Here is a 26159-nt window from a genome sequence, read left to right as displayed (position 1 = left end):
TGCGTGTGACCCGCCTCACCTTGTAACACCGTCAGCCTCATCCTGCGCCGTGCCGTCACACCAATCAAGTGCCCACACCGCGCCGCCCGCGGCTGGCTTGTGTGACCGCCACGCACACGAGCACGGCCAGCGCCGCCGCGATCGTCGCGACACTGATCTCCTCGTGCAGCAGCAGCCAGGCCCACACCAGCGTGATAAGTGGCTGGGCGAGCTGGATCTGCCCGGCACGGGCGATCCCGCCCATCGCGAGCCCGGCGTACCACGGGATGAACCCGAGGAACATCGACACCAGCCCGACGTACGCGAACCCGGCCAGCGACTCGGCCGACGGCTCCATGGGCGTGGTGATCGCCAGCACCGCCGTCACGGGCACGGTGAGCGGGGCCGCGAGCACCAGGGCGTACGAGATGACGCGCCAGCCGGGGGTCTCCCGCGCGAGGCGCCCGCCCTCGGTGTAGCCGACGGCGGCCGACAGCAGGGCGAGCACGAGCAGCACGTCGGCCCCGGCGAAGCGGCCGGTCCCCCGGGTCAGCGTGAACACGGTGATCGACAGCGCGCCCGCCGCGCAGGCCGCCCAGAACAGGGGTCTCGGCCGCTCCCCCGCCCGCAGCACGGCGAACGCGGCGGTGGCGGCAGGGAGCAGGCCGATGACGACGGCCGAGTGGGCCGTGCTCGCGCCGCCGTCCAGGGCCAGGCCGCTGAACAGCGGGAAGCCGAGGACCACGCCCAGCGCGATCATCGCGTACGACCGCAGGTGGGCGCGGGGCGGCAGGAGTGGCGCCCCGGCGGCCTTCAGGCAGATCACCGCGGCGAGCGCCGCGAGCGCGGCGCGCCCGATCGCGACGAGGTACGGGTCGAACCCCCGCATCGCGAACACGGTCGCGGGAAACGACCCCGAGAACGACAGGACGCCCGCGCCCGCCAGGAGGCTGCCCCGCCAGGCCAGGCGGCGAGGGGCGTTCGCGGCGGGGGCGTCCGCTATCGGAAGGACGTCAATAGCGCTATCGTCGGCTTTCATGAATGACGATAGCAGTATCGTCCGTCTCGCCGCGATACTCCGGGAGGAGACGGAGCGGTCACGGCCGGGCGAACGGCTGCCGTCCAGCAGGGAGATCATGCGCCGCCACGGCGTGGGCCCGGTGACGGTCTCGCGGGCGATCGCGCAGCTCGCGGCGGAGGGCCGGGTCGTCACCCGTCCCGGCGCGGGCGTGTTCGTGGCCCCGGCCCGGCGGCCGGTCGCGGAGGCGCCCGACCTGTCGTGGCAGACCGTGGCCCTGGGCGACCGGGTGGTGGACGACTCGGCGACGGCGAGCCTGCTGGCCCAGCCCCCCGACGGCGTCGTGCCGCTCACGGGCGGCTATCTCAACCCCGACCTGCGCCCGGTCAAGGCACTGGCCGCGGCGGCCGCGCGAGCCGTACGCCGGCCGGAGGCGTGGAGCATGCCTCCGCTGAACGGCCTGCCGGAGCTGCGCCGGTGGTTCGCCACGGAGGCCGGAGGCGCGGTGACGCAGAACGACGTGCTCGTGGTGAGCGGCGGGCAGTCGGCGCTCACTCTCTCGTTCCGCGCGCTGGCGGCCCCCGGCTCGCCGATCCTCGTCGAGACCCCCACCTACCCGGGCGCGCTCGCGGCGGCCAAGGCGGCCGGGCTGCGCGCGAGCGCGGTGCCGCTCGACAAGGACGGCGTGCGGCCCGACCTCCTGGCGGAGGCGTTCGCGATGACGGGGGCGCGGGTGTTCTACTGCCAGCCGACGCTGCACAACCCCACGGGGGCGACGCTGACCCGCGAGCGCAGGGAGCAGGTGCTCGCCGTGGCCCGGGCGGCGGGGGCGTTCGTGATCGAGGACGACTACGCGCGATATCTGGCCACAGGCCCGGTCCCGCCGCCCATGGTGACCATGGACGCCCACGGCACGGTGGTCCACATCCTGTCGCTGAGCAAGATCACCTCGCCCAGTCTGCGGGTGGCGGGCCTGACGGCGCGGGGCCCGGCCGCGCACCGGCTGCGGGCCTGTCAGGTGGTGGAGTCGTTCTTCGTCGCCCGGCCCCTGCAGGAGACGGCGGTGGAGTTCGTGGGCTCCACCGCCTGGCGGCGTCACCTCGGCGCCGTCCGGCAGGAGATCGGCGTACGGCAGGCCACGCTGCTGGCGGGCCTCGCCCGCCACGCGCCCGCCGCCGAGGTGCACCTGGCGCCTCCCGGTGGCCTGCACGTCTGGGTGCGGCTGCCGCCCGGCACCGACGAGGCGGAGGTGGTCGAGGCGGCGCAGGCACGGGGCGTGCTGGTGAGCCCGGGGCGCATCTACTACCCCGCCGAGCCCCCGGGACCACGGCTGCGGCTGACCCACACGGCCGCGACCGGCCTGCCGGAGCTGGAAGAGGGCATCCGCCGCCTCGCTCCGGCGCTGTCCCTTGGGTCACATCAGTCCCACTGGTGAACCTTCGCCCCGCCTGAGTCGTCTCTTCTCTGTCGCCCTTCAACCCCCTCACAGAGGAGACACCGTGCGCGCCCGCTCTCTGTTGATCGCGTTATGCGCCGTGCTCGCGTCAGCCGGCCTGCTCGTCGTCCCGTTCGCCGCCGAGGCCGCCCCCACCGGGACTTCCTCCGCCTCGGCGGGCTGCTACCGCCAGGTCGGGGACCACTGGGAATGCGTCACGCCCGGCGCCTTCTGCCCGGCGGCGGCGCACGGCAGGAACGGAACCTCGCAGGACGGCGACTCCTACCGATGCGTGCAGGACGGCGCCTACTGGCGTTGGAAGCCGGCCGGCTCCTCCGGCGGCGCGACACCGAAGCCGACCCCGAAGCCGACGGCCAAGCCGACCCCTAAGCCCACGCCGACCGCGAAGCCGGCGGGGGCGAAGTGCTCCCAGAAGTACCTGCCGCTGCCGGACCCGAAGTGCCAGCCGGGGACGCGTAACCCCGCCGTCACCCAGGAGACGATCAAGTCCACGATCTGCACCCCCGGCTACAGCAGGAGGGTCGCGCCTCCGGCGAGCTACGCCAACGCGCTGCGCGTCACGCAGATCGCCCAGTACGGCTACGGGGACAGGAAGCCCTCGCACTACAAGGAGGACCACCTCATCCCGCTGTCCCTCGGCGGGTCGCCCAAGAGCGCGAAGAACCTGTGGCCTCAGCCGGTTCTGGCGGGCAAGGGCAAGACGCCGGCCGACAAGGACGCGGTCGAGCTCACCCTGTGGAGGGCCGTGTGCCACGGCGAGGTGCCGCTCGCCAAGGCACAGCAGGCTATCGCCAAGAACTGGCGGACCGCGGTTCGGCGGCTCGGGCTCTAGATCCCCGGGTCATCGGCGCGTCCTCCCGCCGCCGCTCCTCCGACAGGCGCTCGCGGCGCTCCTTGTTTCGCAATGCCAGATAGGCCAGGTAGCTGACACGCATGACATCCTCCTCGGAATAGCCGACACCAGTGAAACGCTTGCGGTGGTGTTGGTATTTCACGACCTCCGACTGTCGTACAGTGGTCACGAGGGGTGATCGATCATGACGGGCCCGGCGGAGCTGCTCCGCGACTTCGTTAACACCTACGACGTCGAGGGAGACGCCGACGAGCTGGCCTCGCCGGCCGAGCTGTCCGTCTGGCTGCGCGAACGCGAGCTGATCGGCGACGACGACCGCGCCGCCGACGAGGACCTCGCGGTGGCGACCCAGCTGCGCGAAGGACTGCGGGCCGCGTTGCGCGGCAACCACGACGGGGGTCCGTACGAGGTTCCGGAGGGGCTGGACGCGGCGCTGGCGGCACTGCCGGTTCGCGTGACGCTCTCGGCGGGGACGCCGGCGCTCGAGCCCGTGAGGTCCGGAGTGGCGGGCGGGCTCACGCGGCTCGCGGCGCTGATCCCGGCCGCCCACGCCGACGGCACCTGGCCACGGCTGAAGGTCTGCGCCGAGAGCACCTGTCAATGGGCGTTCATCGACTCCTCGAAAAACCGGTCTCGCTCCTGGTGCTCCATGCGCGTCTGCGGAAACCGCACAAAAACCCGGGCATATCGGGCACGACGCCAGGCGGAAGGTACGCCGAGGCCCTCCTGACCAGTACGGTGTTACAGGCTAAGAAAGGAGCCCGCCGAATGGGTGTTAGAGCTGCCCGCCTCGAGGACGTCGACGCGGTGACCAGCACCCAGATCCGGGCGTGGAAGGCGGTTTATCGCGACTTCCTGCCACCGATCCCGTTGGAGCAGATGACGGGGCCGGCGGCGGAGAAGATGTGGCGCCGCCAGTGGGAGGAGGCGATCCTCTCGCCGCCCACGCCCCGTCACCGTCTGCTCGTCGCCGTCGAGCGGGTGGTGCCCGACACCGACGCGTTCACCGCGCTCGGCCCCGGCGGCATCCTGGCGACCGCGGCGCAGCGTGCCTCCGACCGGGTCGTGGGGCTGGCGTCGCACGGACCCGCCGAGGACCCCGACCTCCACCCGGCCACGACGGCCGAGTTGATGACGTTGCTCGTCGATCCCAACCACATCAGGCGCGGACACGGCAGCAGGCTGCTCAACGCCACCGTCGACCACCTGCGCGAGGACGGCTACAACACGGTCGTCACCTGGGTCTTCGCCGACAACCACCCGATGATCGGCTTCCTCGAGTCGGCCGGCTGGGGCGAGGACGAGGCCGAGCGCGTCCTCGACATGGGCCGCCCGATCAGGATGATCCGCCTCACCACCGACATCAGCTGAGTGACCTCCCTTTCCGCCCGTTCGTACGGCTTCCGCCCCCGGCGGCGTCGCCTCCGCCAACCCCGCTGTCACGACATGACGGGGGATTGGCCAAACTAGGTACGCCTTCACCGGCTACGCACAGGTAGGAAAAGGGAGTCACGTGGCCACCCCAGCTCAATGGTTAGCGGGCGCACGCCCCCGTACGCTGCCCGCCGCCGTCGTCCCGGTCGCCGTCGGCACCGGAGCCGCCGTCGCGGAGGACGGCGCCGTATGGTGGCGAGCCCTGCTCGCACTGTTCGTCGCGCTGGCGCTGCAGGTCGGGGTCAACTACGCCAACGACTACAGCGACGGCGTGAAGGGCACCGACAAGGACCGCGTGGGGCCCCTGCGGCTCGTCGGCTCGGGCGTCGCGGCCCCGAAGCAGGTGCTCGCCGCCGCCCTCGGCTGCTTCCTCGCCGCCGCGGTCGCCGGGCTCGTCCTGGTGGTCGCCACCCGCGCGTGGTGGCTGCTGCTCGTCGGCCTCGCCTCCATCCTGGCGGCCTGGTTCTACACCGGAGGCTCCCGCCCGTACGGCTACCGCGCGCTCGGGGAGATCTCGGTCTTCGTGTTCTTCGGCATCGTGGCCGTCGCCGGGACGACGTACGTCCAGGTGGAGCGGCTGACCTGGCTCTCGCTGGCCGCGGCCGTGCCCGTGGGGCTGCTCGCCTGCGCGCTCCTCATGGTCAACAACCTGCGCGACATCGTGACCGACGGCCCCTCCGGCAAGCGCACGCTGGCCGTGGTGCTGGGTGACAGCCGGACACGCCTGGCCTACTCGGCGACCCTGGTGCTGCCCTTCGTGTTCGCGCTCGCCCTGGTGCCGGTGCGGCCCTTCGCCGCGCTGACCGTGCTGGCGATCCCCCTCGTGGTGGCCCCCGTCAGGACGGTCCGCTCGGGGGCCACCGGTCCCGCGCTCATCGCGACGCTCCAGCAGACCGGCCGCCTGCAACTCGTCTTCGGCGCCCTTTTCACCCTCGGCCTGGCCCTGTTCTAACCGGCGCCCGGATCGGGGAATCCGACGTGGAGGTGCTCGGCCACCGTCCCTCTTCCGAGGGGCACGGCCTCGTGGACGTCGAGTTGCGGAGGCGCCTGCGGATCCTGCCGGAGATGCACTGGCCGCCCGCGCGCCCGCCGGGCGCGCAGGGCTTCCTTCTCCACGGCCGGAAAGCCGAACCGCTGGGCATCTGCCGCGGCACGATCGGGGCCTTCCACGACCGCCCATACCCGGTGGAGCAGCCGGTGACCCTCGTCGGCTGCCGCCCTGAACTATCTGCTCGGCATGTTCGCCGAGGCGGACGTCACCGTCGAGCCGCGCTGACTGTGGCGTAGTCGCGGAGGGTGATGTTCTCGGCGGTCTTCCTGGCGATCTTGGTGGCCATGTTCTTTCCCGGCAGGTAGGGCATGACCTTGTAGTAGCGGTTGAGGACCGAGGCCAGGAAACGGCTGCCGGGGACCATGAGCTTGGCCACGCCGTCGCCCATCTTCTGGCAGCCCTCCGCGTACTCGCGCATCTCCCGCTCGTAGGCGGCGAACGCGACGCGGTGGTCGCCGCGCGCCGCGGCCAGTTCGCCCGCCAGGACGTACGCGCCGACCAGGGCGAGGCCGGTGCCCATGCCGGACAGGGAGGACGGGCAGTAGGCGGCGTCGCCGACCAGGGCCACCCGGCCCCGGGTCCAGGAGTCCATGCGGACCTGGCCGACCGAGTCGAAGTAGAAGTCCGGCGCGACGCGCATCTCCCGCAGCAGCCGATCGCTCTGCCAGCCGTTGCCGGCGAAGTGCTCGGCGAGGACGGCCTGCTGCCGGGCCACGTCGCGGCGGTCCAGGTCGAGGATCGGCGAGCCGAAGTAGAAGACCGCCTTGGCCTCGGTGTTGTGACGCGCGCTGTACATCGCCACCAGCCTGTTGGCGGTGCGGTAGGCGTGGCCGGTGTGGTCGAGGCCGAGATGGTTGGCGGTGGTGAAGATCGCACAGTAGAGGCCCAGGTGCCTGACGTAGTCCTCCTCGGGTCCGAAGGCCAGGCGGCGGGTGACGGAATGCAGGCCGTCGGCGCCGACGACCAGGTCGAACCGGCGCGGCGCGCCACGTTCGAAGGTGACGGTCACCCCGTGGACGTCCTCGGTGAGCGAGGTGATCGAGTCGCCGAAGACATACTCGGTGTGCTCCTTGGTGGCGTCGTAGAGGATGCGGGCCAGGTCGCCGCGGAGGATCTCGACGTCTCCGGCGAACAGGTCGGCGGGCATCCTGGCCAGCGGCTTGCCGGCGCTGTTGACGTACGACATGGAGCCCATGCCGGTGCGGGCGCGTTCGATATCGCCCAGGATGCCCATCCGGCGCAGGATCGACAGGTGCGCCTCACCCCGGAAGTCGACGGCGTAGCCGCCGTCGCGCAGCGCGGGGGCGCGCTCCACGATGGTGGGGGTGAAGCCGTGGCGGTGCAGCCAGTAGGCGAGGACGGGGCCGGCGACGGAGGCACCGGAGATCAGCACGGTCCGGTTGCGCGTGCCGTTGTCCATGGCGTTGTTCGTGGCGTTGCTCGTTGCGTTGTCCATGACGGAGAGCCTGCCGATGAGGGCTCACCGGAGGCTCACCACCGGCTCACCGCCTCCACGAGTGCCTCGGGAAGCCCCAGCAGGCGCAGCGCGTCGGGGGTCGAGCCGCCTGCCGCCGCGGCCTCGGCCGCCTCCCGGTAGCGCGCCCGGGCCGTGGCGTTGTCGCCGCGCGCTTCGGCGACGCGGCCCAGCCCGGCGAGCGTGCGCACCCGGTTGCCGAGGCTTCTGATCCAGTGTGGGTCGAGCCGTTCCGCCGCCTCGGCGTACAGCCGTTCCGCCTCGTCCAGGTCGCCCTTCCGCAGGGCGATGTCACCGAGCCCGCGCAGGGCCGCTCCCAGGCAGGTGGTGCTGCCGGCGCGGCGGGCCAGATCGGCGGCTTTCGCATAGTCGGCGCGGGCCGCCTCCGCGTCGTCGCCGGCGAGGTAGTCGGCCCGGTTGACCAGCAGGTCGGCGGCGTCCTCCTGGGCGCCGAGCCGGCCGGTCAGGGTGAGGGCCTCGTCGGTCAGCGCGATCGCCCGCGCGTGGTCGCCGCGCCCGCCCGCCAGCCCGGCCAGCATGTCCAGAGCCAGTGCCGTGCCCCATCGGTCGCCGAGGACGCGGAACTCCTCGGCGGCCGTGCCGAAGTCCCGCACCGCCGCCGCGACGTCCCTCTCCCCCAGGGCGCCGAAGCCCGACACGTATCGGGCGACCGCTCGCGCCCACGGCTCGGGGCTGTCGTGCTGGGCCGTCAGGAGCGTGAACGCGCCCTGCGCGTCGCTTTCGCCGGCGTTCCGGAGCATCCACAGCAGCAGGGCCGCCGGGTAGCGGCCCGCCCGGCCGCCTGGCCAGGCGGCGGCCAGTGCCTTCTCCGCCGTCACGCGGTGGCGTCGCCAGGTCTCGCGGTCGGACGCGGCCAGCAGCACGCACGTCGCGTACTCCTCGCCGAGGCCGTCCGGGGGCGTGTCACCGAGCGTGCCGAGCAGCCCGATCGCGTACGGCGCGACCGCGGCGGACACGCCACGGATCCACAGGTAGGTCGAGGCCGAGGCGAGCAGTTCCAGGGCCGTCGCGACGTCCGGAGCCTCGACCGCCCAGCGCACCGCCGCCAGCAGGTTCTCGTGCTCCGCGACGAGGATCGGCAGCCATTCCAGTTGCCCGGCTCGCCGCAGATGGGGATCGGCGGCCCGCATCAGCTCCAGGACGTGCCGGGCGTGGGCGCGCAGCGCGAGTTCGCGGTCGCCCGCTTCGCCGAGCCGTTCGGCGCCGTAGGCGCGGATCGTCTCCAGCATCCGGTAACGGCCGCGGGAGACCTCCAGGAGCGACTTGTCGACCAGCGATTCCAGCGTCTCGGCGTCCGTGCCGCACACCTGCCGCGCCGACTCCGCCGTCGCGCCCGCGGCGAAGACGGTGAACCGCCGTGCGGCTCGTTGCTCGGGCTCTGTGAGCATGTCCCAGCTCCACGCCACCACCGAACGCAGCGTCCGGTGCCGGCCGTCGGCCGGACGGCTGCCCCGGGCCGTGATCGTGAGCCGGTCGTTCAGCCGTCCCTCGAGTTCGTCGAGGTCCAGCGCGCGCAGCCGGGCCGCGGCGAGTTCGACGGCCAGCGGCAGGTCGTCCAGGGCCGCGCAGATCCGCCGTACGCGCTGAGGGTCGGCGGCGAAACCGCGCCGCACGGCGCGGGCCCGATCGGTGAACAGCCGCACCGCGGCGTCGCCGTCGAGCGGACGCACCTGGTGGAGGTGTTCGCCGATGACACCCAGCGGTTCGCGGCTGGTGGCCAGGACCCGCAGCCGCGGACAGGCCGCCAGCAGCCGTGCCGCCAGCGCGGCCGCTTCCTCGACCACGTGCTCGCAGTTGTCCAGCACGAGCAGGAGCACCCGGTGGGACAGCGCCGCGATCAGGCGGTCGAGCGGCGTCTGCGGGCCGTCCCCCACCTGCAGCCCGCGCTCGCGCAGGCCGAGTGCGCCGAGCACCGCCCGCGCCGGCCCCGCTCCGCCGCCCAGCGCGGCCAGCTCCACGAAGCACACCTCGTCGGCCTCCGCCCCGGCCACCTCGACCGACAGCCGGGTCTTGCCGACGCCGCCGGGGCCGAGCAACGTGACCAGCCGGGCCACCCGAAGCAGGCCGGCGACCTCGGCCACCTCCTCGTCGCGGCCGACGAAGGAGGTCAGCTGGGCGGGCGGCGCGGCCGGCGACGGCGAAGGATCGACGCTCAGCAGCTCCCGGTGCAGCGCGACCAGCTCGGCCGAAGGGTCGGCGCCCAGCTCCTCCGCCAGGTGGCGCCTGGTCTCCTCGAACACGACCAGCGCCTCGGCCTGCCGGCCCTCGGCGGCCAGCGCGCGCATCAGCAACCCGGCCAGCCGTTCCCTGAGCGGGTGGCGGCCGACCAGCTCGCGCAGCTCCGCGACGGCGGCACGATGCTCGCCGAGCCGCAGCTCGCCCTCGATCCGGTCTTCCAGGGCCGCCAGCCGCAGCTCCTCCAGCCGCGTCGCGGCGGCCTGTGCCGTCTCGCTCTCGGTGAGCTCGGCCAGCGCGGGTCCGCGCCACAGGTCCAGCGCCTCGCGCAGCAGCGTCACCGCTCGTTCCGCCTCGCCGTCGCGCAACGCCGTCCGGCCCTCCCCGGCCAGCCGCTCGAACCGGCAGGCGTCCACGTCGTCGTCCGTGACCACGATGCGGTATCCCGCGCCGCTCCGCTCGATCGCGGCCGCCGGCCCCAGCGCGGTGCGCAGCCGGGACACCTGCGACTGCAGCGCGTGCGCCGACAGCAGGCCGCCGGGATCGATCTCCTCGATCAGCCGGTCGGACGGCACGACCCGACCGGGGCGGATCAGCAGCAGCGCCAGCAGCGCGCGCCGCGCCGGTCCGCCCAGGGGGACCTCGGTTCCGTCGTCGCGCCACACCCGGGTATCGCCGAGGATTCCGAACCGCATGCCCGCGATTATCCCCCCGGCGGTCCAACGGGGATCGCAGAAACGATCACAGCAGAGCTCACGCGGGCACGATGGGTCCCAGGTAGGTCCCGCCCGACACGTCGACGGTCTGCCCGGTCACCCACCGGCCGCGTGGACCCGCCAGGAACCCGACCACGTCCGCGACGTCCTCCGGCTCGCCGAGCCGCCCCAGCGCGACCATCGCCTCCAGCCCCGCCACCACCTCGGGAATCGAGGTGTAGCCGGCGGTCATGTCGGTCCGGACCGCGCCGGGCGCGACCGTGTTCACGGTGATGCCGCGCCTGCCGAGCTCGTTGGCCAGCGAGGGGGCCATCGACTCCAGCGCCGCCTTGCTGATGGTGTAACCGATCTGTGTGGTGACCGCGAACCTGCTGGCCGTCGAGCCCATGTTGATGATCCGGCCGCCGTCGTTCAGCAGCGGCAGCGCCCGCTGAACCACAAAGAACGGCGTGCTCACATTGATCGCCAGGAGCCTGCCGAGCTCTTCCTCGGTGACCTGCGCGATAGGGCTGGTGGAAGCGATGCCCGCGTTGTTGACCAGGATGTCCAGGCCGTGCGCGCCGTGGTCCGTCAGCCCGGCGGTCAGCCCCTCGAACAGCCTGTCCACCGCGCCGTCCTCGCCGAACCGGGCCCGCACGGCGAACGCCCGGCCGCCCGCGTCCCGGATCCGCGCCACGGTCTCCTTGGCCGCGTCCTCGTCACCGCCGTAGTGGATGCAGACCAGAGCCCCCTCATCGGCCAGCCGCGACGCGACCGCACGCCCGATCCCCCGCGATCCGCCCGTCACCAGCGCCGTCTTGCCGCTCAGCTCGCCCATCGTCGTGTTCCCTCTCTGCGGCCGGTCCCCGGTGGATCCGGCGTCGAGTAAACACTGGCGACGACCGCTCACCGCTCCCTCACCGCCGGCTCACCGGTGGCGAGCTCCCCGCGCGGTCCGATACGGAGATCACATCACCGCCGGCCCCGCGGTGCGAAAATCGTTTGCCGCACGACGCCGGTACCGTTTGCATGTCTCCCATGCCACGCCTGCGGATCGCACCGGTGACCGACGCCACCATCGAGGACTGGCGGCGCGCCCACAATGTGATCATCCCCGATGACCCGCTGGCCCTGGACGAGGTACGTGAGCGCGCCGGGCGCAACCATCTGGAGGTGGCCTACGCCGACGGTGAGCTGATCGGCTGCTCGACTGTGCGTCCGCCCAGGGACGGCTCGCCCGTCGCGACCGTGATCGTGCGCGTGCTTCCCGCTCACCGCCGGCGGGGGTACGGCGAGGAGATGTACGCGCGGTCTCTGGCTCACGCGCGCGCACTGGGCGCGAGCGTGTTCGAGACCGTGGTGCTGGCGTCCAACACCGACGGCCTGCGCTTCGCCGAGTCCCACGGCTTCACAGAGGTGGACCGCTACTACCCACCCGAGGGCGGCGGCCCGTTCATCACCCTGAGCAGGTCCTGAGCCGGCCGCCCGGGGGGCAAGGGGCCGCCCGCGCCTGTCCGGCACCGCGTGTTCCGCCTGACACGGCAGTCACACCGGCGCGACGACAGGCCGGGCGGCGGGGCGCGACTACTGCAGGTCGAGAAGGCGCTCCAGGCCCACGGTGAGGCCGTCGAGCCCCTGCACGCGGCGTACGCCCAGCAGGACGCCCGGCGTGAACGACGCCCGGTTCATCGTGTCGTGCCGGATCGTGAGGGTCTCCCCCTCACCGCCCAGGATGACCTCCTGGTGGGCGATCAGCCCGGCGAGCCGTACGGCGTGCACGTGGACGCCGTCCACGTCCGCGCCCCTGGCGCCGTCGAGCGCGGTGGTGGTCGCGTCGGGAGAGGGGCCGAGACCCGCCTCGCGCCGCGCCCGCGCCACCAGTTCCGCCGTACGGCGGGCGGTGCCTGAGGGGGCGTCGGCCTTGTGCGGGTGGTGGAGTTCGACGATCTCGACCGACTCGAAGTGCTTGGCCGCCTGCGCGGCGAAGTGCATCATCAGCACGGCCGCGATGCCGAAGTTGGGGGCGATGAGCGAGTTCGTGCCGGGGTTGGCGGCCAGCCAGCCCCGCACGGTCTCCAGCCGTCCGGCGTCGAAACCGGTCGTGCCCACGACCGTGTGGATGCCGTGGGAGACACACCACTCGAGGTTGCCCATGACGACGTCGGGGTGGGTGAAGTCCACCACCACCTCGGCGCCGGTCAGCGCGTCGAGCGGGTCGCCCTGGTCGACCTCCGCCACGAGCTCCAGGTCATCGGCCGCTGTGACGGCCTTGCACACTTCCACACCCACGCGCCCGCGGGCGCCCAGAACACCGACCTTAATCACGCGCCCAAGGCTATACGTGACGGTGGGAGGCGGGACGGCGAGGAGCGGGCCGACGCGCCCGAGTCCCGGGCGGCGGGAGGCGCCGCCTCGGGCGAGAGCCGTAGGGGATGAACGACGAGGCCGCGCCGGCGCGGAAGAGCACCGGCGCGGCCTCCAACGGCACGGTCAGACGATGGCGGAGCCGAAGTCCTTGTCGGTGTAGGGACCGATCACCGCGAGCGTCAGCGGCCGGTTGAGGATGTCCTCGGCCACCGCGGCGATCTCCTCGGGGGTGACCGCCTCGATCCGCCCGAGCACCTCGTCGACCGTCATGAGCCGCTCGTACACGAGCTCGCTCTTGCCGATCCTGGACATGCGCGAGCCGGTGTCCTCCAGGCCGAGCACCAGCCCGCCGCGCATCTGGCCCTTGCCGCGGGCGATCTCCTCGGCGGTGATCCCCTCGGCCACGACCCTGGCCACCTCGTCACGGCAGATCTTCAGCACGTCGTCCACCTTCGAGGGCAGGCAGCCCACGTAGATGCCGAACTGGCCGGTGTCGGCATACTGCGAGGTGTAGCTGTAGGCGCTGTAGGCCAGGCCGCGCTTCTCCCGGATCTCCTGGAACAGGCGCGACGACATGCCGCCGCCGAGCGCGGCGTTCAGGACGCCGAGGGCGAAGCGCCGGTCGTCGTTGCGGTCGAACGCGGTCATGCCGAGGACCAGGTTGGCCTGCTCGGTGGGCCGGTCGAGCACCCGGACGCCGGTCCTGACGTCCACGCCGGGGCCGCCGATGCGCGGGGGCGCGGGCGCGGCGGAGCCGCCCAGCGCGCCCGCCCGCTCGTACGCCGCCGCGACCAGCGCGACCACCCGCTCGTGGTCGATGTTGCCCGCCACCGACACGACCGTGCGGGGCGGGACGTAGAACCGCTGGTAGTACTCGCGGATGCGGTCACGAGTGAGCGCGTTGATCGACTCCTCGTTGCCGAGGATCGGGCGGCCGATCGGCGTGTCGCCGTACAGCTCGGCGGAGAACTGCTCGTGTACCACGTCGGAGGGGTCGTCGTCGTGCATGGCGATCTCCTCCAGGATCACGCCGCGCTCCGACTCCACGTCCTCCTCGGTGATCAGCGAGGAGGTCACCACGTCGGCGAGCACGTCGATCGCCAGCGGCAGGTCCTCGTCGAGCACCCGGGCGTAGTAGCAGGTGTACTCCTTGGCGGTGAACGCGTTGATCTCACCGCCGATGCCCTCGATGGACGCCGAGATCTCCATCGCGTCGCGCGTGGGCGTGCCCTTGAAGAGCAGGTGCTCCAGGAAGTGGGTGGCCCCCATGTGCTCGGGGGCCTCGTCGCGCGACCCGATGCCCACCCACAGGCCGACCGCCACGCTGCGCACGGTCGGCATCGTCTCGGTCACGACCCGAAGGCCGCCGGGGAGGACGGTGCGGCGGATGACCCCCGCGCCGTCCTTGCCCGGGAACAGTGTCTCGGTCGTCACGAGTTGCGCTCGTCCCGTCCGCCACGGGTGCGGCTGCGGCTGCGACGCGGCGTTCGCGGCGCCTCCTCCTCAGCCGGCGCGGCGGCGGCCTCCGCCGGAGCGGGCGCGGCCTCGCCGTTCTCGCCCTCGGCGGCCTTCTCGGCGGCCTCCTTCTCGACCACCTCGACCGGGACCAGCGAGAGCTTGCCACGCGAGTCGATCTCGGCGATCTCCACCTGGATCTTCTCGCCGACGTTCATGACGTCCTCGACGTTCTCGATCCGGCGGCCGCCGTGCAGCTTGCGGATCTGCGAGACGTGCAGCAGGCCGTCCTTGCCCGGCAGCAGCGAGACGAACGCGCCGAAGGCGGCGATCTTGACGACCGTGCCCAGGTAGCGCTCGCCGACCTCCGGCATGTGCGGGTTCGCGATGCCGTTGATCAGCGTACGGGCGGCCTCGGCGGACGGGCCGTCGGTGGCGCCGATGTAGATCGTGCCGTCGTCCTCGATGGTGATCTCGGCGCCCGTGTCGTCCTGGATCTGGTTGATCATCTTGCCCTTGGGGCCGATGACCTCGCCGATCTTGTCGACCGGGACCTTGATCGTGATGATGCGCGGCGCGGTCGGGTTCATCTCCGCCGGGGCGTCGATGGCCTCCTGCATCACGTCGAGGATCGCCAGCCGGGCGCCCCTCGCCTGCTTCAGCGCCGCGGCCAGCACGTGGGCCGGGATGCCGTCCAGCTTGGTGTCGAGCTGGAGCGCGGTGATCAGGTCCTTGGTACCGGCGACCTTGAAGTCCATGTCGCCCATGGCGTCCTCGGCGCCGAGGATGTCGGTCAGCGTGACGTAGGTGTCACCCTCGCCGATGAGGCCCATCGCGATGCCGGCGACCATCTCCTTGAGAGGGACGCCCGCGTCGAGCAGGGCCATCGTGGAGGCGCAGACCGACCCCATGGAGGTCGAGCCGTTCGACCCGAGCGCCTCCGACACCTGGCGGATGGCGTACGGGAACTCCTCGCGCGTCGGCAGCACGGGGATCAGCGCCCGCTCGGCCAGCGCGCCGTGGCCGATCTCGCGGCGCTTCGGCGAGCCGACGCGGCCCGTCTCGCCCGTGGAGTACGGCGGGAAGTTGTAGTTGTGCATGTAGCGCTTGGTCCGCTCGGGATTGAGCGTGTCGATCATCTGCTCCATGCGCAGCATGTTCAGCGTCGTGATGCCGAGGATCTGCGTCTCACCCCGCTCGAACAGGGCCGACCCGTGCACCCGCGGCACCACGTGGACCTCGGCGTTGAGCTGCCGGATGTCCTTCGGGCCACGGCCGTCGATGCGGACGCCCTCGCCGATGACGCGCTCGCGCATCAGCTTCTTGGTGAGCGCCCGGAACGCGGCGCCGATCTCCTTCTCGCGGCCCTCGAAGTCGGGCAGCAACTTCTCCGCCGCCAGCATCTTGACGCGCTCGATCTCCAGCTCGCGCTCCTGCTTGCCCGCGATCGTCAGCGCCGAGGCGAGCTCGCTCTTGACGGCGGCGGTCACGGCCTCCAGGGCGTCGTCCTGGTAGTCGAGGAAGATCGGATACTCGGCGGTCGGCTTCGCGGCGACCTCGGCCAGCTTCGACTGGGCCTCGCAGAGCACCTTGATGAACGGCTTGGCGGCCTCCAGGCCCTGGGCCACGGCCTCCTCGGTCGGGGCGACCGCGCCCTCGGCGACCAGCTTGAGCGTGTCGCGGGTCGACTCGGCCTCGACCATCATGATCGCCACGTCGCCGTCGGCCAGGACGCGCCCGGCGACGACCATGTCGAACGTGGCGCGCTCCAGCTCGGTGTGGGTCGGGAACGCCACCCACTGGCCGTCGATCAGCGCGACGCGCACGCCGCCGATCGGGCCGGAGAACGGCAGCCCGGCGAGCTGCGTGGACATGCTCGCGGCGTTGATCGCGATCACGTCGTACAGGTGCTCGGGGTGCAGGGCCATGACCGTCGCGACGATCTGGATCTCGTTGCGCAGGCCCTTCACGAACGACGGGCGCAGCGGCCGGTCGATGAGACGGCAGGTGAGGATCGCGTCCTCGGACGGCCTGCCCTCCCGGCGGAAGAACGAGCCGGGGATGCGGCCGGCCGCGTACATCCGCTCCTCGACGTCGACCGTGAGCGGAAAGAAGTCCAGGTTCTCCTTGGGATGCTTGGACGCGGTGGTCGCGGACAGGATCATCGTCTCGTCGTCCAGGTACGCGACGGCGCTTCCCGCCGCCTGCCGGGCCAGCCGCCCGGTCTCGAACCTGATCGTGCGCGTGCCGAAGGGACCGTTGTCGATAACGGCCTCTGTGCTGTGGACACCCTCCACGGGGGACCTCCTCTTCGGGTCGGTCTCCCGCGTCCTCTGTCGCCGGGCTCCCCGTTCAGGTGCAGTGCCGGTCTTCGATCGAAGCGCCCGGTCCGTCCGCACGGCTGTCGCCGTGCCGACCGGGGGCCACTACCGAGGACCGGCCCTCTCACGCCGCGGGATCGCGCTGCGGCTTGCTTGCGGACGCGGGGCACTGTGTCTCGGCTATTCAGTTGTCTCGGCTATTCAGTTGTTTCGCTCCGACCATTGTGGCCGGTTATGGAAAAGGAGCGGCGAAGAATCGCCGCTCCTTCCTCACCTTATCGGCGAAGGCCCAGCCGCTCAATGAGGGAGCGGTAGCGGGTGATGTCCTTGGCCTGCAGGTACTTCAGCAGCCGGCGCCGGCGACCCACCAGCAGGAGCAGACCACGACGGCTGTGGTGGTCGTGCTTGTGGGTCTTCAGGTGCTCGGTGAGGTCGCTGATCCGCTTGCTCAGAAGCGCGATCTGGACCTCCGGCGACCCGGTGTCACCCTCGCTGGTGCCGTACTCGCCGATGATGGACTTGGTGGTAGCGGCGTCAAGCGACACTGCTTCTCCGTTCTGGTGAAATGGCACGCGCAACGGTTCCCATCCCGCGAACGACCGTGCGTGCCTACAGTCGCCGTGACAGGACAGCCGGGTGGCTCACACCACCTGAACATGGCTGACATACAACCCTACCAGCTTGTCGGACACACCCTGTCACGGCGCGCCACGCAGAAGGTTCGGGAGCGGCAGGTTCAGGAGGTGAACTCGCGGGCCCGGGCCACGTCGTCGTGCATCTGCTCGATCAGCGCCTCGATCGAGTCGAACCTGAGCGTGTCGCGCAGCCGCTCGCCGAAGTCCACGGCCACGTGCGCGCCGTACAGGTCCAGGTCGTCGCGGTCCAGCGCGTACGCCTCGACCGTGCGCTCCACCCCGTCGAAGGTGGGGTTGGTCCCGATCGAGATCGCGGCCGGCCAGCGCTCCCCCTCGTACGGCGACGGGCTCTGGGTGCACTGCAGCCATCCCGCGTAGACGCCCTCGGCGGGGATGGCGGTGTGCTGCGGCGACTCGACGTTGGCGGTGGGAAAGCCGAGCGCCCGGCCGCGCTGGTGGCCGCGGACCACCACGCCCTCCACCCGGTGGGGACGGCCGAGCAGGACGGCCGCGCCCGTGACGTCACCCACGGCCAGCCGCTCCCGGATCACCGTGGAGGAGATGGCGTCGCCGTCGCTGACCAGGGGCACACCCTCGGCCTGGAAGTCGTACTTCTCCCCCAGCGTCCGCAGGGTCTCCAGGTCGCCCGACGCCTTGTGGCCGAAGCGGAAGTTCTCCCCCACCACGACCCCCGCCGCGTGCAGCCGGTCGACTAGAGCCGTCTGGACGAACTCGTCCGGCGACATCCGGGAGAACTCCAGCGTGAACGGCAGCACGCACACCGCGTCCACGCCCAGCGCGAAGAGCAACTCGGCCCGCCGGTCGGTCGTGGTGAGCCGCGGCGGGTGACTACCGGGCCGTACCACCTCGTCGGGGTGCGGGTCGAAGGTGACCGCCACGGCGGGCAGCTCCAGATCGCGGGCCATGTCCACCGCGCGGGCCACCATCCGCTGGTGACCGAGATGCACACCGTCGAACACGCCGATCGTGACGACGGACCTGCCCCAGTCCTGCGGGACCTCGTCCAGCCCGTGCCAGCTCTGCACCTCGACCTCGCTTCTGTGTCCAATTGCCTTGCCTTCGGCAAGGCGGCTGAGCTGCCTCGCCCGGGAAGCGCGCAGTAGACAAGACTGCCATGCCCCACGGGGTGCCGGGGAACCAGCCCCCGGCGTCAGGAGGCGAAGACCACCAGAGGCCTGGCCGTCCCGCCGCGCTCCTCGGCGAGCGCGAGCAGCGCGCCGTCGGGCCCGAAGACGCCGATCGGGCCCGGCCCGAGGCCCGCCGCGCGCAGCCTCCCGCCGTGCGCGACCAGCCGCGCCTCGTCCTCGCCCACGTCCCTGCGGGGGAAGGCCGCCGCCACCGCGTCGGCCATGGGCATGATCACGCACTCCCGGGCGAGGTCCTCGATCGTGCGCGCCGCCTCGATGCCGTACGGCCCGACCCGGGTGCGGCGCAGCCGGGTGAGATGGCCGCCGACGCCGAGCGACGCGCCGAGGTCGCGGGCCAGCGCCCGTATGTAGGTGCCGCTGGAACAGGTGATCACGGCGTCCAGGTCCACCGTCTCGGGGGTCCGCCGGATCTCCCCGACCTCGAACGCGTGGATCGTGACCGGCCGGGCGGCCAGCGCCACCTCCTCGCCGGCGCGGGCCCGTTTGTAGGCCCGCTGCCCGTCGACCTTGATGGCGCTCACCTGCGGCGGCACCTGCATGATCTCGCCGGTGAGCGCGGCGACGCCCTTGCGCACCTGCTCGTCTGTGATGTGCCCGGCGAGGGCGGTGGCGACCACCTCTCCCTCGGCGTCGTCGGTGTTCGTCGTCACGCCGAGGCGGATAGTCGCCTCGTAGACCTTCTCGGTCAGCGCGAGGTGCCCGAGGAGGCGGGTCGCCTTCTCCACTCCGATCACCAGCACTCCGGTGGCCATCGGGTCGAGCGTGCCCGCGTGGCCGACCTTGCGGGTCCCCGCGACGCCGCGCATCTTGCCGACGACGTCGTGCGACGTCCAGTCCGCGGGCTTGTCCACGATGATCAGACCGCTCGGCGGCGGGGTCCTTCTGGCTTTGGCCGTGCTCACGACCGGCTCCCTTCCGGAGCGAGGAGGGGACGCAGGGCGGCCATCGTGTCCGCCGCGGACAGCACCGAGGAGAACCCGGCGGCACGCGGGTGACCGCCGCCGCCGAGCGCGGCGCAGGCCCGGGCCACGTCCACCGCGCCCTTCGACCGGGTCGAGACGTTCCAGCCGCCCTCGTCGTCCTCCTTGAGCACGACCGCGACCTCCGCCTCGTCGACCCGGCGCACGACGTCGATCATGCCCTCCACCTCGTCGTACGGCAGGCCCTCCGCGGCGCGGTCGGCGCGGCTCACGTAGGTCCACACCAGCCCCAGGCCGCCTGCGGCGTCCGGCTCCAGGGTGGCCCGCCCGAGCGCCGTGCCGAGCACCCGCAGGTACGCGAACGGCGAGCGGTCCCACAGGTCCCTGGCGATCTCCTCGGGGCGCAGCCCCGTGGCCAGCAACCGGCCGGCCATGGCGTGCGCGGCCGGGGTGGTGATGGAGTGCCGGAAGGAGCCGGTGTCGGTCACCAGCCCCGTGTAGAGGCAGGTGGCGACCTCCCGGTCGATCGGGAGGCCGAGCCGGTTGATGAGCTCCTCGACGACCATCGTGGTCGAGGCCGCCCCGGGATCCACGAGGTGGACCGTCCCGAAGCGGGTGTTCGACACGTGATGGTCGATCACCAGAAGTTCGCCGGCCTTGCCCGCGTGGGGCGCGAGCAGGCCCAGCCGCTCCATCGTGGAGGCGTCGAAGGTGATCATCAGGTCGGGCTCGGCGGGGTAGGCCGAGGGTTCCACCAGCAGGTGCTGCCCGGGCAGGAACCGCAGCAGCCGGGGCACGGCGAACACGCGGTCGCCGAAGGACGCGACGACCTTCTTGCCCGTCTGCGCCCCCGCGGACGCGAGCGCCAGCCCGAGACCCAGCATCGAGCCGAGGGCGTCCCCGTCCGGGGACACGTGGCAGGCGAGCGCCAGCGTGTCGGCCCCGCGGATCAGTTCGGTCGCGCGCCGCCAGTCCGCCTCGCCGGCGGCGCTTTCGTTCGTTGTCACCGGGCGGGGCGCCCCGCCCGGCCGGTGGGCTCGTCCTCGCCCTCCTCCTCGGCCGCCTCGGCGTCGAGGTCCTCCTCGAAGCGGTAGGGGTCGGCGTCCCCGGCGAACTCCGCGCCCTCCGCCTGACGGGCGATCTCCGCGTCCTTCGCCTTGGCCAGCGCGAACAGGTCGTTCATGTGGCGGGCGCTGTCGGGGAGCGGGTCGTGCACGAACGTGAGGCCGGGGGTGTGCCGCAGGCCGGTCTGCCGCCCGACCTCCGACCGGATGATGCCCTTCGCGCTCTCCAGGGCGGCGGCCGTGTCGGCCCGCTCCGCCTCCGAGCCGAAAACCGTGTAGTAGACGGTCGCGTCGCTCAGGTCGGCGGTGACCCTCGCGTCTGTCACCGTCACGAAGCCCAGCCGCGGATCCTTGATCCGCCGCTCCAGCATCTCCGCGACCACCTGCTGGATGCGATCGGCCAGCTTCCTGGCACGCGCTGCGTCCATGCTCACGCTCCCTCGTATCTGTACGGCTGACGCGCGGGCCCCGGCGTCTATTCCTCGTGGTCGTTGAAGAGCCGCCGCCGCGCGGACAGCAACTCGATCTCGGGGTGGTAGGCGACCAGGCGTTCGCAGGCGTCCAGCACCTCGTCGCAGTTGGCCGCGGACGCCGATATCACGGCGACGCCGATCTCGGCACGCCGGTGCAGGTCGAGGTGGCCCGCCTCGGCGACGGCGACGGCGGGGTACTTCCGCTGGATCTCGGCGACGATCGGCCGGACCACCGAGCGCTTCTGCTTCAGCGAACGGACGTCGCCGAGCAGGATGTCAAGAGTAAGAGCACCGATGAACATGGGTTGTCACCACGTCAGGGACGCCCGGCCGCCGCCCCCGCGCGTGGCGGGGGCGGCGGGACGGAGCGTCAGACGCGCGGCTTCTCCTGCATCTCGAACGTCTCGATGACGTCCTCGATCTTGATGTCGCTGTAGCCGATACCGATACCGCACTCGAAGCCCTCGCGGACCTCGGTCGCGTCGTCCTTGAAGCGGCGAAGCGACGAGACGGTGAGGTTGTCGGCCACCACGACACCGTCGCGGATGAGCCGGGCCTTGCTGTTGCGGGTGATCACGCCCGAGCGGACGATCGAACCGGCGACGTTGCCGATCCGCGGGACCTTGAAGACCTCGCGGATCTCGGCGGTGCCGGTCCTGACCTCCTCGAACTCCGGCTTGAGCATGCCCTTGAGGGCCGCCTCGATCTCCTCGATCGCCTGGTAGATGACCGAGTAGTACCGGATGTCCACGCCCTCGCGCTCGGCCAGGTCGCGCGCCCGCACCTCGGGACGCACGTTGAAGCCGATGATGACGGCGTTGTCGTCGCCCATCGCCAGGTTGACGTCGTGCTCGGTGATGGCGCCGACCGCGCGGTGGAGCACCCGCAGGCGCACCTCCTCGCCGACGTCGATCTTGAGCAGCGCGTCTTCCAGGGCCTCGACGGAACCGGAGACGTCACCCTTGATGATGAGCTTGAGCTCGTCGACCTGGCCCTTCTCGAGGTCCTTGAACAGCTCCTCGAGAGTGCGCCGGCGGCCGGACTTGGCCATGTCGGCGATCCGCTGCCTGGCCGCCCGCTGCTGGGCGATCTGGCGGGCCATGCGGTCGTCGGTGACGACGATGAAGTTGTCACCGGCGCGCGGGACGGCCGTCAGACCGAGGACCAGGACCGGACGCGACGGGTCGGCCTCGTCGACCGTCTCGCCGTTGTCGTCCAGCATGGCGCGGACGCGGCCGAACGCCTCACCACAGACGATCGAGTCGCCCACCCGCAGCGTGCCGCGCTGCACGAGCACGGTCGCGACCGGGCCGCGGCCCTTGTCGAGGTGCGCCTCGATCGCGAGGCCCTGAGCGTCCATCTCCGGGTTGGCCCGCAGGTCGAGCTCGGCGTCCGCGGTCAGCAGGATGGCCTCGAGCAGGTTGTCGATGCCGACGCCCTGCTTGGCGGAGATGTCCACGAACAGGGTGGAGCCACCGAACTCCTCGGCCACCAGGCCGTACTCGGTGAGCTGGGCCCGCACCTTGGTCGGGTCCGCGCCCTCCTTGTCGATCTTGTTGACCGCCACCACGACCGGGACGTTCGCCGCCTGGGCGTGGTTCAGCGCCTCGATGGTCTGCGGCTTCACACCGTCGTCGGCCGCGACCACCAGCACCGCGATGTCGGTGGCCTGCGCACCACGGGCACGCATGGCGGTGAACGCCTCGTGACCCGGGGTGTCGATGAAGGTGATCTTCCGGTGCTCGCCCTCGTGCGTCGTCGCCACCTGGTAGGCGCCGATGTGCTGGGTGATGCCGCCGGCCTCGCGGGCCACCACGTTGGTGTGGCGGATCGCGTCGAGCAGCTTCGTCTTACCGTGGTCGACGTGACCCATGACGGTCACGACCGGCGGACGCGGCGCGAGGTCGCCCTCGTCACCCTCGTCCTCACCGAACTCGATCTTGAAGGACTCGAGGAGCTCGCGGTCCTCCTCCTCCGGGCTGACGACCTGGACGTCGTAGTCCAGCTCGGCGCCGAGAAGCTGCAGCGTCTCCTCGTTGACCGACTGGGTCGCCGTCACCATCTCGCCGAGGTGCAGCATGATCTGCACGAGCGAGGCGGGGTTGGCGCCGATCCGGTCGGCGAAGTCCGACAGGGACGCGCCGCGCGGGAGGCGGATGGTCTGGCCGCCGCCACGCGGAGCCTGCACGCCGCCGATCGACGGGGCCTGCATGTTGTCGAACTCCTGGCGCCTCTGGCGCTTGGACTTGCGGCCACGGGTCGGACGGCCACCCGGACGCCCGAACGCGCCCGCCGTGCCGCCACCGCGGCCACGGCCGCCGCCGCCACCCGGACGGCCGGCGAAACCGCCGCCGCCACCGCCCGGACCGCCGCCGGGACCACCGGGACGACCGGCACCCGTGGCGCCGGGACGCGGACCGCCGAAGCCCCCACCGGGACGACCGCCGCCGCCACCCGGACGGCCACCGCCGCCGGGACCACCGGGACGACCGCCGCCGCCGGGACGCGGGCCACCGCCGCCCGGCGCGGCCGGACGACCCTGCGGCATCATCATCGGGTTCGGCCGCGGACCACCGGGACGCGGACCACCCGCGCCGGGGCCGGGACGCGGACCGCCCATGCCCGGCCCGGGACGCGGACCCGCGGGTCCGGGACGCGGGCCGCCCGCGCCCGGAGCGCCGGAACGCGCGCCAGGCGGACGCGGCATGGCGCCGTCGCGCGCGCCGTCACGACGCGGCTCGCGGGGGGCGCCGTCGCCACGCTCGGGACGGTCCCCGCGGTCGGGACGACCACCGTCACGGCCGCCGGGCCGCGCGGGGCGCTGGCCCATGCCGCTCGCGGTCGAGGAGAACGGGTTGTTGCCCGGACGCGGGCCACGCGGGCCCGGCTTGGGCGCGCCGGGACGCGGAGCGCCACCGGTGGGCGCGCCGGGACCGGCGGGTGCGCCACCCGGGCGCGGAGCCGGAGCCGGCCTGGGGCCCGGCTTGGGCGCACCGGCGCCGGGGCCACCCGGCCTCGAGCCGGCGGCCGCGGGACGCGGGCCCTCCGGGCGAGGCGCCTGCGGACGGGCGGCCTCGGGGCGCGCCGCGTCCGGCTGTGACACCGGCGGGTGAGGCATCGGAACCGGACGCGGAGCGGGCCGCGGACCGGGCTTCGGGCCCGGCTTGGCCACCGCGCCGGTGGACTGGGAAACGGGCGCCTGTGGGGCGCCCCCGTTGGCCTGGCTCTCTGCCGGCCTCGGCGCAGGCTTCGGCTGCGCCGGACGGGCGGGCCTACCCCCGCCCTTGGAGGCGTCACCCTTGAACGCCTCGGTCAGTTTGCGGACGACCGGCGCCTCGATTGTCGAGGACGCCGACCTTACGAACTCGCCCATTTCGGTGAGCTTGGCCATGACGACCTTGCTCTCGACCCCGAACTCCTTGGCGAGCTCGTATACCCGGACCTTCGCCACTGCACTCCCTAACTCGGCCCGGGAGGCTCGCAGTGCCGCCGGACCGTCGCTACCTGAACGTACTCATCGCCGCGTGCTCATCAGGCGCTCATAGCAATCTGACTCCGCCCATCAACTCGGCGTCCTACATGACAATTTCGTCGTGCCCTGGCTCCCGGAGCCGATACCGAGGGCCAGCGGTAACCATTCACCCGGACCGCCCCGGCGTCAACCCCTCCAAGTGAGCTTGCAAGAGCGACGTGTCAAGCGATCCCTCCGCGCGGAACGCGCGTGGGAACGCCCGGCGGCGCTCTGCGAGCTCCAGACAGCGCGGGGACGGGTGCAACGAGGCACCACGTCCCGGGAGCCGTCCTCGCGTGTCGGGGACGATCACGCCCTCGACCACGACCAGGCGGAGCAACTCGGACTTTACCGTGCGAACCCGGCAGCCCACACACGTTCTCAGCGGGGCTGCCTGGCAACCATATTCCAGCTTACCTTGCCGACGCATCAGCGGGATCAGCAGGTGCCTGCTCGGTGTCCGGCCGGATGTCGATCCGCCAGCCCGTGAGGCGGTTGGCGAGGCGGGCGTTCTGGCCCTCCTTGCCGATCGCCAGGGACAACTGGTAGTCGGGCACGATCACACGCGCGGTGCGGTTGTCGGCGTCGACCACCTCGACACGGGAAACACGCGCGGGCGACAGGGCATTCCCGACGAACTCGGCCGGATCCTCCGACCAGTCGATGATGTCGATCTTCTCGCCGTGCAGTTCCGTCATGACGTTGCGCACGCGCGAGCCCATCGGGCCGATGCAGGCGCCCTTGGCGTTCACGCCGGGCTTGCGCGACCTCACCGCGATCTTCGTGCGGTGGCCGGCCTCGCGGGCGATGGCCGCGATCTCCACCGTGCCGTCGGCGATCTCCGGCACCTCCAGCGCGAAGAGCTTCTTCACGAGGTTGGGGTGCGTGCGCGAGAGGGTGACGGAGGGACCCTTGGGGCCCTTCTTCACCTGCACCACGTAGCAGCGGATGCGCTCGCCGTGCGCGTACTCCTCGCCCGGGACCTGCTCGTTGTGCGGCAGGACCGCCTCGATCTTGCCGAGGTCGACCAGCACCACCCGCGGGTCCTTGCCCTGCTGGATGACGCCCGCGACCAGCTCGCCCTCGCGGCTGGCGAACTCGCCGAAGTTGACCTCGTCCTCGGCGTCGCGCAACTGCTGGAGGATCACCTGCTTGGCCGTGGTGGCGGCGATCCGGCTGAAGTTGGACGGGGTGTCGTCGTACTCCCGCACGACCTCGCCGCTCTCGTCCAGCTCCGCGGCCCAGATGATCACATGGCCCGTGTCGCGGTCCAGCTCGGCCCGCGCCTTCTGCGCCGCGCCCTCCGTGCGGAAGTACGCGATGAGCAATGCGTCCTCGATCGCCTTGACGACCAGGTCGAAGGAGATGTCCTTCTCCCGCTCCAGGCTGCGCAGGACGCTCATGTCAATGTCCACAAGGCTCCCCCCTAGCCCTCGTCGTCGGCGTCGTCGATGTCTTCGTCGACATCGAGGTCCTCATCAAGTTCGTCGTCGAGCCCGGCGTCGCGCCGGTTGAACTCGACCTGCACCCGGCCGCGCACCAGATCGCCGTACGCGATGCGGCGCGCGCCGTCCAACTCCACACCGGTCTCGTCGGCCTCGGTCACGCGGCCCTCCGCGGAGGTGCCGTCACGCAGCTCCGCCTTCACCAGCCGCCCGCGCGCCCGGCGCCAGTGGCGCGGCTCGGTGAGCGGCCTGTCGACTCCGGGAGAGGTGACCTCCAGGACGTACGGGCTGCCGCCGAGGACGTCCACCTCGTCCAGCCGCTTGGAGACGGACTGGCTCACGTCGGCCACGTCGTCCAGGCTCACGCCGCCGTCCCGGTCCACCACGACGCGCACCAGCCGCCGGCGACCCGCCGGTGTGACCGTGACGTCCTCCAGGTCGAATCCCTCGGCGGCGACCACCGGGCCGAGCAGCTCAACCAGGCGGTCGCGTCGAGCGTCGCTGCCCATGCCGACCTCCCAATGACCGTGTGGCTGTGACCGTGTGCCTAGCCCGATGTGCCAACAGCCTATCGACACCGGGAGGTGGAAACAGCGCCACACCCGAGCGGCGGTCCGACACGTGCACGATCATCACGCTCCAC

General features: G+C 72.0%; 23 protein-coding genes. 6 read left to right on the top strand and 17 right to left on the bottom strand.

From position 1 onward, the window contains the following. Nucleotides 1–64: 64 nt before the first annotated feature. Nucleotides 65–1018, bottom strand: coding sequence for a DMT family transporter (locus tag FLW16_RS05775; RefSeq protein WP_142558386.1), 954 nt, complete (start codon nt 1016–1018; stop codon nt 65–67). Between FLW16_RS05775 and FLW16_RS05770 the strand changes: the two genes are divergently transcribed. From FLW16_RS05770 to FLW16_RS05750, 5 genes are all read left to right on the top strand, one after another. Continuing rightward, a complete protein-coding gene (locus FLW16_RS05770) occupies nt 1017–2432 on the top strand; it encodes a PLP-dependent aminotransferase family protein (protein ID WP_142558384.1) in 1416 nt (471 codons plus the stop codon). The genes FLW16_RS05775 and FLW16_RS05770 overlap by 2 nt on opposite strands. A 100-nt stretch (nt 2433–2532) precedes the next feature. After that, a complete protein-coding gene (locus FLW16_RS05765) occupies nt 2533–3285 on the top strand; it encodes a hypothetical protein (protein ID WP_142558382.1) in 753 nt (250 codons plus the stop codon). A gap of 205 nt (nt 3286–3490) precedes the next feature. Further along, on the top strand, nt 3491–4036 hold the full coding sequence (locus tag FLW16_RS05760; protein ID WP_142558380.1) for a CGNR zinc finger domain-containing protein: 546 nt from the start codon (nt 3491–3493) through the stop codon (nt 4034–4036). Between the two features lie 38 nt (nt 4037–4074). Continuing rightward, entirely contained in the window at nt 4075–4677 is a 603-nt protein-coding gene (locus FLW16_RS05755) for a GNAT family N-acetyltransferase (protein ID WP_030510708.1), read from the top strand. A gap of 142 nt (nt 4678–4819) precedes the next feature. Continuing rightward, nucleotides 4820–5692 carry a 1,4-dihydroxy-2-naphthoate polyprenyltransferase gene (locus FLW16_RS05750; protein ID WP_142558378.1) on the top strand — a complete coding sequence of 291 codons (873 nt, stop codon included), beginning with the start codon at nt 4820–4822 and terminating at the stop codon, nt 5690–5692. A 304-nt stretch (nt 5693–5996) separates the two neighbouring features. Here the strand turns inward: FLW16_RS05750 and FLW16_RS05745 are convergent, their stop codons facing one another. Genes FLW16_RS05745 through FLW16_RS05735 form a run of 3 tightly spaced genes read right to left on the bottom strand, consistent with a single transcriptional unit; the run spans nt 5997 to nt 10994 of the window. After that, nucleotides 5997–7247: an FAD-dependent monooxygenase gene (locus FLW16_RS05745; protein WP_260614936.1), complete on the bottom strand. Its 1251-nt coding sequence runs from the start codon at nt 7245–7247 to the stop codon at nt 5997–5999. Nucleotides 7248–7282: 35 nt separating this feature from the next. After that, the gene (locus tag FLW16_RS05740) at nt 7283–10156 is read right to left on the bottom strand and encodes a BTAD domain-containing putative transcriptional regulator (RefSeq protein ID WP_142558376.1); all 2874 of its coding nucleotides are present in this window, start codon (nt 10154–10156) and stop codon (nt 7283–7285) included. Nucleotides 10157–10214: 58 nt separating this feature from the next. Continuing rightward, nucleotides 10215–10994, bottom strand: coding sequence for an SDR family NAD(P)-dependent oxidoreductase (locus tag FLW16_RS05735; protein WP_142558374.1), 780 nt, complete (start codon nt 10992–10994; stop codon nt 10215–10217). A 191-nt stretch (nt 10995–11185) separates the two neighbouring features. Between FLW16_RS05735 and FLW16_RS05730 the strand changes: the two genes are divergently transcribed. Further along, nucleotides 11186–11632 carry a GNAT family N-acetyltransferase gene (locus FLW16_RS05730; protein ID WP_142558372.1) on the top strand — a complete coding sequence of 149 codons (447 nt, stop codon included), beginning with the start codon at nt 11186–11188 and terminating at the stop codon, nt 11630–11632. Nucleotides 11633–11740: 108 nt separating this feature from the next. Here FLW16_RS05730 and dapB read toward each other — a convergent pair whose 3' ends face one another. The 13 genes from dapB to rimP form a co-directional block, all read right to left on the bottom strand. Further along, the gene (dapB, locus tag FLW16_RS05725) at nt 11741–12481 is read right to left on the bottom strand and encodes a 4-hydroxy-tetrahydrodipicolinate reductase (RefSeq protein ID WP_142558370.1); all 741 of its coding nucleotides are present in this window, start codon (nt 12479–12481) and stop codon (nt 11741–11743) included. 165 nt (nt 12482–12646) lie between these two features. After that, nucleotides 12647–13957 carry a pitrilysin family protein gene (locus FLW16_RS05720; RefSeq protein WP_142558368.1) on the bottom strand — a complete coding sequence of 437 codons (1311 nt, stop codon included), beginning with the start codon at nt 13955–13957 and terminating at the stop codon, nt 12647–12649. Then, nucleotides 13954–16275, bottom strand: a complete 2322-nt coding sequence (locus FLW16_RS05715) for a polyribonucleotide nucleotidyltransferase (RefSeq protein ID WP_142558366.1) — start codon at nt 16273–16275, stop codon at nt 13954–13956. The genes FLW16_RS05720 and FLW16_RS05715 overlap by 4 nt, the downstream gene beginning before the upstream one ends. A gap of 299 nt (nt 16276–16574) precedes the next feature. Further along, nucleotides 16575–16844, bottom strand: a complete 270-nt coding sequence (rpsO, locus tag FLW16_RS05710; protein ID WP_030510715.1) for a 30S ribosomal protein S15 — start codon at nt 16842–16844, stop codon at nt 16575–16577. Between the two features lie 191 nt (nt 16845–17035). Beyond that, the gene (locus FLW16_RS05705) at nt 17036–17980 is read right to left on the bottom strand and encodes a bifunctional riboflavin kinase/FAD synthetase (RefSeq protein WP_142558364.1); all 945 of its coding nucleotides are present in this window, start codon (nt 17978–17980) and stop codon (nt 17036–17038) included. 125 nt (nt 17981–18105) lie between these two features. Continuing rightward, nucleotides 18106–19005 (bottom strand): tRNA pseudouridine(55) synthase TruB, encoded by a 900-nt coding sequence (gene truB, locus FLW16_RS05700; RefSeq protein WP_142558362.1) that lies wholly within the window; start codon nt 19003–19005, stop codon nt 18106–18108. Then, nucleotides 19002–20030, bottom strand: coding sequence for a bifunctional oligoribonuclease/PAP phosphatase NrnA (locus FLW16_RS05695; RefSeq protein ID WP_142558360.1), 1029 nt, complete (start codon nt 20028–20030; stop codon nt 19002–19004). Before FLW16_RS05695 ends, truB begins: the two co-directional genes overlap by 4 nt. Next, nucleotides 20027–20515, bottom strand: coding sequence for a 30S ribosome-binding factor RbfA (gene rbfA / locus FLW16_RS05690; RefSeq protein WP_142558358.1), 489 nt, complete (start codon nt 20513–20515; stop codon nt 20027–20029). The genes FLW16_RS05695 and rbfA overlap by 4 nt, the downstream gene beginning before the upstream one ends. A 47-nt stretch (nt 20516–20562) precedes the next feature. Next, complete coding sequence (locus FLW16_RS05685) at nt 20563–20862, bottom strand: DUF503 domain-containing protein (RefSeq protein WP_142558356.1); 300 nt, start codon at nt 20860–20862, stop codon at nt 20563–20565. A 68-nt stretch (nt 20863–20930) separates the two neighbouring features. Then, nucleotides 20931–24011, bottom strand: coding sequence for a translation initiation factor IF-2 (gene infB / locus FLW16_RS05680; protein ID WP_142558354.1), 3081 nt, complete (start codon nt 24009–24011; stop codon nt 20931–20933). A 187-nt stretch (nt 24012–24198) separates the two neighbouring features. Continuing rightward, on the bottom strand, nt 24199–24501 hold the full coding sequence (locus FLW16_RS05675) for a YlxR family protein (RefSeq protein ID WP_142558352.1): 303 nt from the start codon (nt 24499–24501) through the stop codon (nt 24199–24201). Continuing rightward, nucleotides 24485–25474, bottom strand: coding sequence for a transcription termination factor NusA (gene nusA / locus FLW16_RS05670; RefSeq protein WP_221890920.1), 990 nt, complete (start codon nt 25472–25474; stop codon nt 24485–24487). The genes FLW16_RS05675 and nusA overlap by 17 nt, the downstream gene beginning before the upstream one ends. A gap of 23 nt (nt 25475–25497) precedes the next feature. Beyond that, on the bottom strand, nt 25498–26025 hold the full coding sequence (gene rimP, locus FLW16_RS05665; RefSeq protein ID WP_142558348.1) for a ribosome maturation factor RimP: 528 nt from the start codon (nt 26023–26025) through the stop codon (nt 25498–25500). Between the last annotated feature and the right edge of the window lie 134 nt (nt 26026–26159).

Origin of the sequence: Microbispora sp. KK1-11 (genome assembly GCF_006874435.1) — a bacterium.
Lineage (GTDB): Bacteria > Actinomycetota > Actinomycetes > Streptosporangiales > Streptosporangiaceae > Microbispora > Microbispora catharanthi.
The sequence above is the reverse complement of the archived record's forward strand: the minus strand, read 5'-3'. Positions and strand labels throughout refer to the sequence as shown.

Excerpts from the sequence above, each read along its gene's own strand:
- FLW16_RS05675 (WP_142558352.1), bottom strand. The coding sequence starts at position 24,501 with ATGCGTCGGCAAGGTAAGCTGGAATATGGTTGCCAGGCAGCCCCGCTG.
- nusA (WP_221890920.1), bottom strand. The coding sequence starts at position 25,474 with ATGAGCGTCCTGCGCAGCCTGGAGCGGGAGAAGGACATCTCCTTCGAC.
- FLW16_RS05760 (WP_142558380.1), top strand. The coding sequence starts at position 3,491 with ATGACGGGCCCGGCGGAGCTGCTCCGCGACTTCGTTAACACCTACGAC.
- FLW16_RS05735 (WP_142558374.1), bottom strand. The coding sequence starts at position 10,994 with ATGGGCGAGCTGAGCGGCAAGACGGCGCTGGTGACGGGCGGATCGCGG.
- rimP (WP_142558348.1), bottom strand. The coding sequence starts at position 26,025 with ATGGGCAGCGACGCTCGACGCGACCGCCTGGTTGAGCTGCTCGGCCCG.
- FLW16_RS05730 (WP_142558372.1), top strand. The coding sequence starts at position 11,186 with ATGTCTCCCATGCCACGCCTGCGGATCGCACCGGTGACCGACGCCACC.
- FLW16_RS05745 (WP_260614936.1), bottom strand. The coding sequence starts at position 7,247 with ATGGACAACGCAACGAGCAACGCCACGAACAACGCCATGGACAACGGC.
- FLW16_RS05775 (WP_142558386.1), bottom strand. The coding sequence starts at position 1,018 with ATGAAAGCCGACGATAGCGCTATTGACGTCCTTCCGATAGCGGACGCC.
- FLW16_RS05755 (WP_030510708.1), top strand. The coding sequence starts at position 4,075 with ATGGGTGTTAGAGCTGCCCGCCTCGAGGACGTCGACGCGGTGACCAGC.
- rbfA (WP_142558358.1), bottom strand. The coding sequence starts at position 20,515 with ATGGACGCAGCGCGTGCCAGGAAGCTGGCCGATCGCATCCAGCAGGTG.
- FLW16_RS05685 (WP_142558356.1), bottom strand. The coding sequence starts at position 20,862 with ATGTTCATCGGTGCTCTTACTCTTGACATCCTGCTCGGCGACGTCCGT.
- FLW16_RS05770 (WP_142558384.1), top strand. The coding sequence starts at position 1,017 with ATGAATGACGATAGCAGTATCGTCCGTCTCGCCGCGATACTCCGGGAG.
- FLW16_RS05740 (WP_142558376.1), bottom strand. The coding sequence starts at position 10,156 with ATGCGGTTCGGAATCCTCGGCGATACCCGGGTGTGGCGCGACGACGGA.